General features: G+C 55.7%; 10 protein-coding genes and 1 tRNA gene. 4 read left to right on the forward strand and 7 right to left on the reverse strand.

Annotation, left to right across the window (positions count from 1 at the left end; genetic code table 11):
• Window positions 1-150: 150 nt before the first annotated feature.
• The 7 genes from H8S23_RS04170 to H8S23_RS04195 all read right to left on the reverse strand — a co-directional run bounded on the left by H8S23_RS04170 (window position 151) and on the right by H8S23_RS04195 (window position 7590).
• Window positions 151-921: a DUF3169 family protein gene (locus H8S23_RS04170; RefSeq protein ID WP_186887031.1), complete on the reverse strand. Its 771-nt coding sequence runs from the start codon at window positions 919-921 to the stop codon at window positions 151-153.
• Window positions 908-1129, reverse strand: coding sequence for a helix-turn-helix transcriptional regulator (locus H8S23_RS04175; protein WP_186887032.1), 222 nt, complete (start codon window positions 1127-1129; stop codon window positions 908-910). Before H8S23_RS04175 ends, H8S23_RS04170 begins: the two co-directional genes overlap by 14 nt.
• Window positions 1130-1646: 517 nt before the next feature.
• A complete protein-coding gene (locus H8S23_RS04180; protein ID WP_186887033.1) occupies window positions 1647-2855 on the reverse strand; it encodes a YibE/F family protein in 1209 nt (402 codons plus the stop codon).
• A gap of 633 nt (window positions 2856-3488) precedes the next feature.
• Complete coding sequence (locus tag H8S23_RS04185) at window positions 3489-3635, reverse strand: FeoB-associated Cys-rich membrane protein (protein WP_186887034.1); 147 nt, start codon at window positions 3633-3635, stop codon at window positions 3489-3491.
• A 22-nt stretch (window positions 3636-3657) separates the two neighbouring features.
• Entirely contained in the window at window positions 3658-5658 is a 2001-nt protein-coding gene (feoB, locus tag H8S23_RS04190; RefSeq protein WP_243165826.1) for a ferrous iron transport protein B, read from the reverse strand.
• 165 nt (window positions 5659-5823) lie between these two features.
• On the reverse strand, window positions 5824-6048 hold the full coding sequence (locus tag H8S23_RS13930) for a FeoA family protein (RefSeq protein ID WP_243165827.1): 225 nt from the start codon (window positions 6046-6048) through the stop codon (window positions 5824-5826).
• A gap of 150 nt (window positions 6049-6198) precedes the next feature.
• Window positions 6199-7590 carry a TrkH family potassium uptake protein gene (locus H8S23_RS04195; RefSeq protein ID WP_243165828.1) on the reverse strand — a complete coding sequence of 464 codons (1392 nt, stop codon included), beginning with the start codon at window positions 7588-7590 and terminating at the stop codon, window positions 6199-6201.
• A gap of 275 nt (window positions 7591-7865) precedes the next feature.
• Between H8S23_RS04195 and H8S23_RS04200 the strand changes: the two genes are divergently transcribed.
• From H8S23_RS04200 to H8S23_RS04215, 4 genes are all read left to right on the forward strand, one after another.
• Window positions 7866-7942 (forward strand) — tRNA-Arg (locus H8S23_RS04200).
• A gap of 459 nt (window positions 7943-8401) precedes the next feature.
• Window positions 8402-10048: an AAA family ATPase gene (locus tag H8S23_RS04205; protein ID WP_186887035.1), complete on the forward strand. Its 1647-nt coding sequence runs from the start codon at window positions 8402-8404 to the stop codon at window positions 10046-10048.
• A 230-nt stretch (window positions 10049-10278) separates the two neighbouring features.
• The gene (locus H8S23_RS04210; RefSeq protein WP_186887036.1) at window positions 10279-10632 is read left to right on the forward strand and encodes a nucleotide pyrophosphohydrolase; all 354 of its coding nucleotides are present in this window, start codon (window positions 10279-10281) and stop codon (window positions 10630-10632) included.
• A complete protein-coding gene (locus H8S23_RS04215; RefSeq protein ID WP_186887037.1) occupies window positions 10626-12521 on the forward strand; it encodes a DUF2075 domain-containing protein in 1896 nt (631 codons plus the stop codon). Before H8S23_RS04210 ends, H8S23_RS04215 begins: the two co-directional genes overlap by 7 nt.
• Window positions 12522-12544 lie beyond the last annotated feature (23 nt).

Below are 12544 nucleotides of genomic sequence, written 5' to 3' on the forward strand. Positions count from 1 at the left end.
CCCCCGCAGAGCGGAGGCCGTTTTTTTCAGTGCGCTTTTCTCCTCGCCGCGGAGGATGTGCCATCGCGCCATCGCGCCCTCACGCGGGCTGGCGGAAAGGGCCCGCAGCCAGGCGCGCGATGCCGCGCGGACGGCTGTTCCGCCGCGGGCTCAGCCCCGCTTATCCTGTCCCGTCTGCCGGGCGGCGCGCTGATAGCTCACGGCCTGCACCATCCAAAGCGTGCCCAGCACCAGGACGGGCGTCATCCCCAGATCCAGCACCAGCCCCAAAATCATCAGGACCACGAACAGCAGCAGGATCGCCCTGCCCTCGGCCTGCAGCGCGCGGTAAGACGCCTCGCCCACCTGCCGCTGCTCCGCCTCATCGCAGCTGTCGTACCACTGCTTTTGAAATCTGCTGTCCAGCACGCTGCCGCGCTTTTCGGGGTAAAGCTCCTTGGTGGCGCGGACAAACCGGCTCTGCAGATAGATACAGCCAAAGACGAGCGCCATAAAAACGGCCGTCAGCGCCAGCAGCCTGCCCGCCCCCTGCTCCAGGGCCACCACGCTGGAAAAGCCCGACATGCCGACGCCGTACAGCGTGAAGCTGGCCACATTGAGGATGCCCACGGCGCTCATTGCCGCCGCATAGCAGCGGTCCGCCCGCTCGAAAGCCGCCTCGTTCTCTTCCCCGTCCCCTGCCAGGGCGGCCGCGGCGTGACGCCTGCCCGCCGCATACTGCGCCCAGGCCACCGACAGCGCCGCCAGCGCGCAGAGCAGCAGGGCCCAGAGGGCATTTTGCTGTAAAAAGCGCTGCGCCGCGATAAACCCGGCCCCCAGAGCGTCCCTGCCGACCGCCGCGCCGAACCCCAGCACCCCGCCTACCAGCAGGCCTCCCAACAGCGCAAGCGCGAATCTGATACCGACCTTATGCTTTTTCATCTGTTTCCTCCCCAGTCAAATAAAAAACTTCTTCCAGCGGAACGTCAAAGACTCGGGCGATGCGCAGCGCCAGCAACACCGAGGGATGATAATCCCCCCGCTCGATCAGGCTGATGGTCTGCCGGGACGCCCCTACCTGGCCGCCCAGCTGCTGTTGATTGAGCCCGCAGCGCGCGCGATGCTCCTTAACACGGTTGTGCAGCGGCATTTTCCCCTCCTGTTGAAAATTTTACTTGTCATTTTGACAATTTTATTTGTCAACATCAATATATCACTGACAACTAAACTTGTCAACTGTTTTTTCAAAACAGTTTTTCCCGGATCCAAAAAACAGATCGGATTTCTGTTTTTGCAATGGGAGTTTCCCGCCCGCATGACCGCCGCGAAATTTCTTTGGGACCGCTCTTCCGGCGCGGCTTTCTCTATACAAAAAAAACAGCCGCAGTGCGGCTGTTTTTTGCGGCGGCTGTTCAGGTCTTTTCATGCAGGCTGCGGAACGTTGGGGGGCCAGCGCCTTGCCCTCTGTCCCCCTGACATCGCTGCGGCCCGGCGGCAGGGTCAGGGGGTCCTGCGCCTCGCAGCGCGCGCCGCCGTCCCGATAGGCCACGCTCTCCCTCCGCCGCAGTTTGCGGGCGCGAAAAACCGGGCAGGCCGGCGCTCCCGCCACCCGCGCGCTGCGGGACATGCCAAAACGGGCGGGGCTTCCGCCCCGCCCGTCCGCATGCTCAGTTCTCTGCCTCTTCCCCATCTTCCTTTTTTATGGCTTTGACGCCGCGCATGTACACCGCGCTGGCCGCCAGGCTGGTGAGCGGGATCGTCACCAGGATCGCCATGCTGCCGATGACGGCCTGCAGCACCTCGGTGACGATCATCTCGCGGTTGAGCAGCCCCTCCACAGAGGCGGAATAGGCGGTCAGCAGCAATACGGTGGCCAGCGACGAGCCGATATAGGCCAGCACCAGCGTATTCGCCATCGTGCTCATCATATCCCTGCCGATGTTCATGCCGCTCTTCATCAGCATGCGGAAAGAGGGCGCGGCCGCTTTTTCGCGCAGCTCCCACAGGGCGGAGGCAAGGCTCATGGCCACGTCCATGATCGCCCCCATTGCGCCGATGAGGATCGCCGCAAAAACGACGGCTTTCAAGTCCACCGGGTTGCGGGTGGCGAGATCCGCAAGATAGATCGCCTCCTGGGAGGCCATGCCGGACAGCCGCATCACCGCGCTCAGCACCAGGGTCAGCACCCCGGCGAACAGGATGCCGGCGCTGCACCCCGCCACTGCCACCAGCGTCTTGGGGCTGGGGCCGTTGACGATCAGCAGGGTGCTCACCGTCACATAGATACACACCGCCACCGCGCTGACGTAGATGTTGAAGCCCCCCAGCACCAGCGGCAGAAACACCGCAAAGATAGCCCCGCAGGTGAGCAGCAGCGATACCACCGTGTGAAAGCCTTTCATCCGCCCAAACACCACCAGCAGCACCAGAAAAACGCCGCAAAAGACCAGCACGCCGTCCACCCGCAGATAGTCGTCGATGACATAGGGGGCCTGGGCCGCGGTGGCCGGGTCGGGGTTGGGGTAAAGGATGATGCGGTCGCCGGCCCGCACCTCCTGCAGCTGCACCGAGCTGTAGCCGTCGATCACCTGCTGTGCGCTCACGGTGCCGCCGCCGTCTACGCTGGCGGTAAAACGGATGGTCAAATTCTGCACCGTCTGCCCCTCCACGATGCCCTCTGTCTCTGAGATCTCGCGTCCGGTGACGGCGGTCACCCGCGCCCGGAGCAGCTCCCTGCCGGTAAGGCTGGGCAGATAGCCGCCCCCCGCCGCTGCCAGCCGGTTGCCCGCATAGAGAAACACCACCGAAAACAGCACTGTGAGCAGGTAGACCAGCCGCCGCGTCGCGCGCGGGGAGAGCCTTTCTTCCTTTTTCATTCCATCGCCTCCGCCCGGGCCGGGCGCAGAGGCGTCCGGCCGCTTTCATTCCCTGCCGGGGAGGCCTGCGCCCATCCCCGGCCCTGTGTGGTCCCGTTCTCAGGATGCCCGTTTTTTTGCCATCGACGCATAAAAAAACCGGGCGCATAAAGATCCTGTTTTCGCAGAAAAATGCGGGGACGCGCCGCGCCCCTGCCGGCAAGCTGCAGCCGCCGGCCGGTCACGCCGCGTCCCGGGCAGCCGTCAGGCCCTTCAGCGGCAGACAGCCGGGGAAGCGGCCTTGCCCGCCGTCTTGTACCGCGCCCAGAGACGGGGCATTCTGCCGGTTTTGCAGGCGTTTTTTGCCCCTGCGGCGGCCCCTTTGTCGCACAGCCGTTCCGTTTGGCTGCAGCGGAAGTTTCTGCGGGCCGTCTCTGCCGCCGGGCCCCGGTCCAAACAAAAGCGCCGCCCCGGCCGTCCGGGCGGCGCACAATAGATGGTGGATGAGGGGCGCGTGGTCTTCATCCATGCCGCCCTTGCGGGCGGCAACGTTCCACGGCATCCAGGTCGGGGTTGATCATCTTGTTTCAATCCCCGCTGCCCTTGCGGGCGGCGGCTCTCCCCTTTTTGCCGGCGCTGGACGCTGCGGCTGTTTCAATCCCTCTTCCGCCCGGCACAGCGGGCGGCGCAGGCCGCGCAGTCGCCGCAGCAGCCCCGCCCCCGGCGCCTGGTCCAGTGCCGCACTGCCAGCGCCGCAGCCAGCGCCAACAGGCCGATCAGGACAAAGTCGATCAGATGCATAGCGTGCTCCTTCCCCGGGCGCTCAAAAGCCCAGCAGCCGCCCCACCTGGTAGACGGCGAACGCCGCCGCCCAGGCCACCCCGGTCTGGAAAAAGACGAGTCCCACGGCCGCCAGACGGGAATCCAGCTCCCGCCTGACCGCGCCGATGGCCGCCACACAGGGGGTGTAAAGCAGCGTGAAGATCAAAAAGGCAAAGGCGGCCAGCGGGGTAAAGATGCCCGCCAGCGCCGCGTTCAGGCTGCCGCCGCCCACCAGCACGGCAAAGGTGGAGACCACCGCCTCTTTCATGGTGAAGCCGGAGATCAGCGCCGTGGCGGCGCGCCAGTCGCCGAAGCCCAGGGGCGCAAAAACAGGGGCGATAAAGCGGCCCACCGCCGCCAGCATGGAATCGGCGCTGTCCGCCACGATGTTGAAGCGCACGTCAAAGGTCTGCAGCACCCAGATGACGATGGAGGCCACAAAGATGACCGTGAACGCCCGGGTGAGGAAATCTTTCACCTTGTCCCAGATCAGAAGCGCCACGCTTTTGGGGCTGGGCAGGCGGTAGTTGGGCAGCTCCATCACAAAAGGCACCGGGTTGCCCGCAAAGAGGGTGTCCTTGAAAAGCAGGCCTGCCAGCACCGCCAGCACCATACCCACCACATACAGCAGGATCATCACCAGCGCCCCGTGCGCGGGAAAAAAGGCCGCCGTGAACAGCGCGTAGATGGGCAGCTTGGCGCTGCAGCTCATAAACGGGATCAGCAGGATGGTCATCTTGTGATCTCGCTCACTGGACAGCGTGCGGGTGGCCATGATGGCCGGCACGCTGCAGCCGAAACCGATCAGCATGGGCACAAAGCTGCGGCCGGACAGGCCGATCTTGCGCAGCAGGCTGTCCATGACAAAGGCCACGCGGGCCATATAGCCCGAATCTTCCAGGATGGAGAGGAAGAAAAACAGCACCACGATGATGGGCAGAAAGCTGAGCACTGAGCCCACCCCGGCAAAAACGCCGTCGATGATGAGGCTGCGCAGCACCGGGTTGGTGCCGAAGTCGATGAGCGCCTGTTCGGTCAGCGCGGTCAGCCCCTGCACCCCCGCGTCCAGCAGGTCGCTGAAAAAGGCCCCCACCACCCCAAAGGTGAGCCAGAACACCAGCGCCATGATGGCGATAAAAATGGGGATGGCAAAATACCTGTGGGTGAGCACCGCGTCGATGCGGATGCTGCGCAGATGCTCTTTGCTCTCCCCCTGTTTTGTCACCGTGTCGGCGCAGAGCTTTTCAATAAAGGTGTAGCGCATATCCGCCATGGCGGCCTCGCGGTCGGTGCCCACCTCGCCCTCCATCTCGGCGACGGTGTGGCAGAGCATATCCACCTCGTTGTCGGACAGCTTCAGCCGCGCCAGCATCGGCTCGTCCCCCTCCACCAGCTTGGTGGCGGCAAAGCGGGGCGGCACGCCGATGGCTGCGGCGTGGTCCTCCACCATATGGGCGATGGAGTGGATGGCCCGGTGCACCGCCCCGGTGCAGAAGTCCAGCCGCGCGGGCAGCCGCCGCGCGCGCACGGTCTCCACAGCCACCTTTACCAGCTCGTCCACCCCCTCGTCTTTGGAGGCGGAGATCGGCAGGATGGGCACGCCCAGCTCCTGCGACAGCTTTTCAATATCGATGGCAGCGCCGTTGGCGCGCACCTCGTCCATCATGTTCAGGGCGATCACCATCGGCAGCCCCAGCTCGATGATCTGCATCGACAGGTACAGGTTGCGCTCGATGTTGGTGGCGTCCACGATGTTGATGACGCCGTCCGCCTTGCCGGACAGCAGATAGTCCCGGGTGACGATCTCCTCGCTGGTATAGGGAGACAGCGAGTAGATGCCGGGCAGGTCCACCACATACACGTCTTTCTCCTTGCGGACCGTGCCCTCTTTCTGCTCCACCGTCACGCCGGGGAAATTGCCCACGTGCTGGTTGGAGCCGGTGAGCTGGTTGAACAGCGTGGTCTTGCCGCAGTTCTGGTTTCCCGCCAGTGCAAAAATCATAAGCTCTTCCTCACTTTCGCCGGGCCTGGATAAATTCCCCTCCCGCTGTGCGGCGGCCCCGCATCCCGCGGGCAGGGCGGCCGGGGGCACACCCCCGTTTTCCGGTCCCCGCACGGGGAGCTGCCCGGCTCTGTTTTATGGCGATCCCGCCCCACAGGGCGGCGTTCAGACGCGCTCCACCGCGATGCTGCGCGCATCCTCCAGCCGCAGCGTCAGCTCATAACCGCGCAGATGCAGCTCGATGGGGTCGCCCATGGGCGCCCGCTTGCGCACCATCACCCGGGTGCGCGGGGTCAGCCCCATGTCCAGCAGATGACGGCGCAAAGCGCCCTCGCCCCCCACCGCGGTGATGACGGCGCTCTCTCCGATGGCCAGCTCGTTCAGGGTCATGCCATCCTCCCATCCGTTAGCCTATGCTAACAAGCAAAGCAAAAAATAGGCGCGGCGTTCCGCCGCACCTATATGATAATACGCAATGCCGTTTACGTCAATAAAACCACCGGCATTTTGTGAAATTTGTCAAATTGCAGACAGATGCGCTCAGCCGACCACGATCTTGGCCTCCGGCAGCACCTCCCGGCGCGACAGCTCGTCCGCCCGGGCGGCCAGGGTCATGCCCATCGAGATGGGGCCCACCCGGCCGATCAGCATGGTCAGGGCGGTGGCCGCCTTGCCCAGGGCGCTCAGCTGGCCGGTGACCCCCACCGACAGCCCCACGGTGCCAAAGGCGGAGGCCGCCTCATACAGGCAGTCCACCAGGTTGCCGTCGATCATGCCGCCGCGGCTGGGGGTGTTAAAGACCATGACCAGTGTGGTGCAGATCACCACTCCCAGGCCCAGGGTGGTGATGGTCAGCGCGCGGTAGACGGTTTTCTTGTCGATGCGCCGCTCGCGCAGCACCGGATCCTCGCGGCCCCTCAGCACCGCCGCCACCGCCAGGATCACGATGGCGAAGGTGGTGATCTTGATGCCGCCGCCGGTGCCGCCGGGCGCCGCGCCGATGAACATCAGCACCGTGCAGGTGAGTTTGGAAATAGAGTGCATCCCCGCCTGATCGATGCTGTTAAAGCCCGCCGTGCGGCAGGTGACCGATTGAAACAGGCTGGAGAGGATCTTTTGCGGCGTCGTCATGCCGCCCATGGTGCCGGGGTTCTCCCACTCCATCGCACCGATGGCAAAGGCGCCGCCCACGATCAGGCAGGCGGTGATGATGAGCACCAGCTTTGAGTGCAGCGTCAGCTTTTTGCGCCGGTGAAAATTGAACAGATCCTGCCAGACGATAAAGCCCAGGCCGCCGCAGACGATCAGCAGCATGATGATGATCAGCACATACCAGCTGCCGGCAAACGGCACCAGGCTGCTGTAGGGGCCAAGGCTGCCGAACAGGTCGAAACCCGCGTTGCAGAAAGCCGAAATAGCGGTGAACACCGACATCCATGCCCCCCGCGCGCCGAAGCGGGGCACCAGGGCCCCCATCAGCAGGATGGCCCCGATCAGCTCGAACCCCAAGCTGGTGCGCATGACCACGTAGATCAGCTTTTTGGCGCCCGCGGCCTCGTCCAGGCTGATGGACTCGCTGGCCAGCTTCATGCTTTTGAAGCCGATCTTCTTGCGCAGCGCCAAATTGAAAAAGGTGGTCAGCGTGACCAGGCCCAGCCCGCCGATCTGGATCAGCAGCAGGATCACCGCCTGGCCGAACAGGGTGAACTTGCTGAAGGTGTCGTAGACGATCAGGCCGGTCACGCAGGTGGCGGAGGTGGCGGTGAACAGGGCGTCGATCAGGGCAAGCTGCCCGTCCCGCGTGGCGATGGGCAGCATCAGCATCACAGTGCCGAACAGGATGACGGCGCAAAAGCTGGCCACGATGACCCGAGTGGGAGACAGATGGCCCGGCTTGCTCATGAACGCCCGGCTGAACGTGTTGCTTTTCAACTCGATTCCTCAACTTTCAGGCAAAAGCCGCGCTGGCGCGCCGCCGTCTGCCGGTCATGATTTTATACATTCTTTATGGGCTACACCGGCCATTATAACACCCTGTCCCAGCGCTTTCAACTTGATTTTTTCCGCGTTGTGCACTATAATGAATCCTGCGCCCTGAAACCGCGCGCCGCACCGCTACCGGCAGCGACCGCAGCCCGGTGACCGCCGTCCGTGACAGGCCTGCCGCGCCCTGCCGCCCGCCGGGCGCATCCGTTGCCCCGATACCCGTTTCCGTAGCTCAGCTGGATAGAGCGACCGCCTCCTAAGCGGTAGGCCAGCGGTTCGAATCCGCTCGGGAACACCATAAAAAAGCCGCAGACCCGCACAAATACCGGGTTTGCGGCTTTTTTGACGTGATTCGCTTTTGATTTTTACAGTAAAACCTGCAACAATTCCGTTGCAAACCCACGGCAATGCTGCCGAAACAGAACTGTAAAACATCTCGTCCTGAATCCCATTTACTAATAAACATCATTAACAATATTAAAAACATTGCTTATATTTATCATGAAAACGGTGGAGTGAGAATAGCATCTAGGCATAAAAAGTGCCATAGGTTGGGGCCTATAGCGCACGGAAATTACGGGCTTTTACCAAGTAAACTTAAATCAGTACATTGCCGCTACTAGAAAGCAATGATATAATAACTCCAAATAAGAGTAGATTTAGTGAATTTTCCTTAATTATAAGGGCTTTCGATGTGATACCCAAATACTGCCGCATACAATATGCGTCCCACAAACTTAAAATGAGGTAAATGAGTATGGTTACAATTAAACGAATTCATATTAAGAATTTTAGATCAATAGTTGATGAAACTATTGATCTAACTGATTTCAACTGTTTTGTGGGAAAAAATGATTCCGGAAAATCTAATGTTCTAAAAGCATTAAATCTTTTTTTCAATAGTAAAACTGATTTTAAGACCGACTTGGATTTTCAAAGCGATTATTCTAAATTTGCAAAACGAGGAAAGAAGCAAGCCAAAGAAATCGTAATCTCCATAGACATTGTCATACCCAGATCTTACAAAGAACATGGGATAAAAACATGGAAAAAGGTTTGGCGTATTGATGGCCTTCATTCGGACAATTTAAAAACACTTTTTAGTGCTGGGTCAAAAGGGTATACATTACTTGATAGAGTACAGTATTTGTATATTCCCGCAGTAAAAAGTAATGAATATTTTAAGGATTTACTTTCGGAAGTATATACATCTATGACCAAAGCAGCCAATAGTGCCCTTAGAGATTTAAACGAAAAATACTCTTTACAACTCCAGACATTAACAAGTGATCTAAGCTATCAGATTCAGGAAATATTGGGATTGCAGTCGTCTATCAGAATGCCTGACGATCTTAATACTTTATTTCGCGATCTTTCTTTCTCAACCAGTGATGATTTTGTAACGGGCATTGATTTAAGTCATCGCGGAGACGGAATTAAGGCACGTCACATTCCTTCAATATTACGCTTTATACAAAAAAATTCAGAAAAAAGTCGTCCCAAAAACTCTGTATCTGGCTCTTACATTTGGGGATTCGAGGAACCCGAAAATGGAGTAGAATATCTTTCATCTTTTGAAATGGCCCAAGAATTCTACTCATATATTAATGACTGCCAAATTCTTTTAACCACACATTCTCCGGCTTTTTATGCGCAAAGCAAAAATCAAAATTCGACACGTTTTTTTGTAAGCAAAGATGACTTTGGGCAGTCAAAATACACTTCTGAAATTGGCGAAGAGTTATATGAAACTATGGGGCTTATGCAGCTAGTTGCCCCATTCATCCAAAGTGTAAAATCTGAATACATAGAACACCAAAATGATATAAGCCATACACTTTTTAATCAAATACGTAAGGTTATGGCTATTATGCGCCGCACAGATAAAGAACTAAATGTCAATCAAGTCTTGAGTGTTATAGAGCAATATACCGTTGCTCTAGATATGCTAGATGCTTACGATCATCAACGAATACAAAAGCCACTGGGAAGCGATGAGATCTATGTTTTATCCTACGAAGAATGCAGAGAACTAATTGACGAAATGAGGTTTTCTGCAGAAAGTGAACTCTTTGGCAACGAAAAAGACGACTCCTTTAAAGGTAGCATCGGAAATATATATCAATCATTTGGCGAAGTAGATGTATATCCATCAGCAGAGGAAAAGGCCGCTAATCTTTTGTATTTAATAACTAAAAATCATTCTTTTTCTGATGGAAATAAACGCATTGCCGCGGCAATCTTTGTATATTTTCTTGAGAAAAACAATATGCTGTTTTATGAAGGGCAAAAAGTAATTGCTGATCATACTTTAGTTGCTATTGTTGTTATGATTGCAGAGTCTCACCCAGAGGAAAAAGAAACTATGGTTAATTTGGTTATGAACTTCCTTGTGCACCAATAAGAGGTTACTTGTACAACTTGTATCGTATTATTTCCTCTCAAACGTTTATATAATTCATGTAATTGTTATATGTAAGAATATAGAACAGGCATAAGGGCGTGGTATATAAAGAACACCGCGCCCTTATGTGTTTATGGTTCACAATCAATTGTCTCGATCATTGAAATGATTTTCTGCACATGCTATCATGATTCTATGACATCCCACTGATAGAAATAGAGGTTTATGATATGACTGAGGAAACAATTAAAATGATTCTCGACTTCAGAGACCGTCGAAATTGGAAACAGTTTCACAATCCCAAGGATCTGGCACTTTCCATTTCTCTGGAGGCCGCAGAGCTTTTGGAGATCTTTCAATGGAGCGGTTCTGATTTGGAGTGTACAAATAAGCGTAATCAGATCGCAGAAGAACTCGCAGATGTGCTCAACTACTGTGTCCTGATGGCTGATCGGTGTGGTTTAGATTTGGACGAGATCGTGCAGAAAAAAGTTCAAATCAATGAGGAAAAGTACCCAGTGGATAAAGCATACGGGAGGAGAGGCAAGTATACAGAATATCAGAAAGGGAACGAGAAATGCTGATTTATGTCTGCACAAAAGCACAATTTCTGAAAGATGTTTCCAGCGGCAGGATTGTTTCTATTCTGGAAGAAGCCTTCCGAAGAAAAGGGCTGCTTCATGACAATGACCGGGAATCTACCGCCTGGGAAAACTCACTTTCCGCTGTGGCCAATGTTTTGAACACCAAAGAGCTCCCCGATGATTTGCAGATTGCAGTAGAATATCAGATTCCCCAAACATCCAAGCGAGTGGATCTGGTGATTGCCGGAGAAGATACGGAAGGCCGGCCTCATTTGATTTTAGTGGAACTGAAACAGTGGACAGAAGCATTGGAGACAACGCAGCCGGGCATCGTAAAAGCCTTTACAGGCGGACAGATTCGAGCTGTAGCGCACCCCTCTTACCAGGCATTCTCATACGCTAAAACATTGGAGAATTTCAACACCGCCATTCAGGAGCATCAGATTGGACTCCATCCATGTGCTTATCTGCATAATTACAGTCCTTCTAAGCGGGAGCAAATTTTTGCCTCGCAATATCAGGAGATTCTTGATGCTGCACCCGTATTTATAAAACGGGAAGAAACAAAATTCAGAAAATATCTTCTCCAATGGGTTCGGCGGCCGCCCAGAGAAGATATCCTTAAAATAGTGGATCAGGCGGAGATTCGTCCATCCAAAGCACTGCAGGATGTATTGGGAAACATGCTGGCAGGGGCCGAAGAGTTTGTCCTGCTGGACGAGCAGAAAGTGGCCTACGAGACCGTGCTGAGTGCCATCGAAAATGCGTTGCAGGACGGCCAGAAACGTACGATCGTCATTGAAGGCGGCCCTGGTACCGGAAAAAGTGTGGTAGCCGTTCGGCTTCTGGTGGAGCTGATTTCAAGGCAAGGTCGGAACGCTCAGTATGTAACGAAGAATGCGGCTCCTCGAAATGTGTATTTCAAAGAGTTGCGTCAGGAACAGTATACGCTGGAATATGTCAAAAATTTGTTCAAAGGTTCGGGAAGTTACGTAAATTGTCCCAAGAATGCCTTTGACTGCCTGATTGCGGACGAGGCACACCGTCTGAATGAAAAATCCGGGATGTACCGAAACAAGGGAGAAAACCAGATCAAAGAGATCATTGCAGCTGCTAAAGTCAGTGTTTTTTTCATTGATGAGGATCAAATCGTTACCACCAGCGACATTGGCTCTGTAGATGAAATCAAAAAGTGGGCTCGTAAATGCGGAAGCCAACTGTTTCGTCTGGAAGGTGGAGAGGATACACTGAAGTTGACCTCTCAGTTCCGCTGCAACGGAAGCGAGGGCTACATTTCTTTCCTCAATGATCTGTTGGAGATTTCCTCCACCGCTAACCATGACGGATTTGATGGGGACTATGAGATCCGTGTTTATGAGGATGTCTGCCAGATGCGGGAAGATCTTCGGCAGAAAAATTTGATCAACAATAAAGCACGGATGGTGGCCGGATACTGCTATCCCTGGCCCAGCAAGAATTCCAATGATCCCTCCATCTATGATATTGAACTGGAAGGAGCCTTTCGTGCCCGTTGGAATTTTAACTCTACAGATACCTGGGCCATTGATTTTGATTCCTTTGATCAGGCAGGGTGTATCCACACCGCCCAAGGGCTGGAGTTTGACTACGTGGGTGTGATTATCGGGCTGGATCTTCGGTACGAAAACGGGCATGTGATTACAGACCCATCCAAGAGAGCCAAGAGTGATCAGAGTTTGAGAGGTTTGAAAAAACGTCCCAATCCAGAACTGGCAGACAGGATCGTACGAAACACCTACAAAGTCCTCTTGACCAGGGGGCAGAAGGGCTGTTATATCTACTGCCAGGATCCCGCTTTGCAAGACTATCTGAAAAAACGAATAGAGAAAATAAATCATCCGGAAGCCTGATATAAAAGAGGAGCAGGAACTGC

This window comes from Anaerofilum hominis, from assembly GCF_014287275.1.
Lineage (GTDB): Bacteria > Bacillota > Clostridia > Oscillospirales > Ruminococcaceae > Pygmaiobacter > Pygmaiobacter hominis.

Coding starts and splice junctions, on each gene's coding strand:
- H8S23_RS04170 (WP_186887031.1), bottom strand. CDS start 921: ATGAAAAAGCATAAGGTCGGTATCAGATTCGCGCTTGCGCTGTTGGGA.
- H8S23_RS04175 (WP_186887032.1), bottom strand. CDS start 1,129: ATGCCGCTGCACAACCGTGTTAAGGAGCATCGCGCGCGCTGCGGGCTC.
- H8S23_RS04180 (WP_186887033.1), bottom strand. CDS start 2,855: ATGAAAAAGGAAGAAAGGCTCTCCCCGCGCGCGACGCGGCGGCTGGTC.
- H8S23_RS04185 (WP_186887034.1), bottom strand. CDS start 3,635: ATGCATCTGATCGACTTTGTCCTGATCGGCCTGTTGGCGCTGGCTGCG.
- feoB (WP_243165826.1), bottom strand. CDS start 5,658: ATGATTTTTGCACTGGCGGGAAACCAGAACTGCGGCAAGACCACGCTG.
- H8S23_RS13930 (WP_243165827.1), bottom strand. CDS start 6,048: ATGACCCTGAACGAGCTGGCCATCGGAGAGAGCGCCGTCATCACCGCG.
- H8S23_RS04205 (WP_186887035.1), top strand. CDS start 8,402: ATGGTTACAATTAAACGAATTCATATTAAGAATTTTAGATCAATAGTT.
- H8S23_RS04210 (WP_186887036.1), top strand. CDS start 10,279: ATGACTGAGGAAACAATTAAAATGATTCTCGACTTCAGAGACCGTCGA.
- H8S23_RS04215 (WP_186887037.1), top strand. CDS start 10,626: ATGCTGATTTATGTCTGCACAAAAGCACAATTTCTGAAAGATGTTTCC.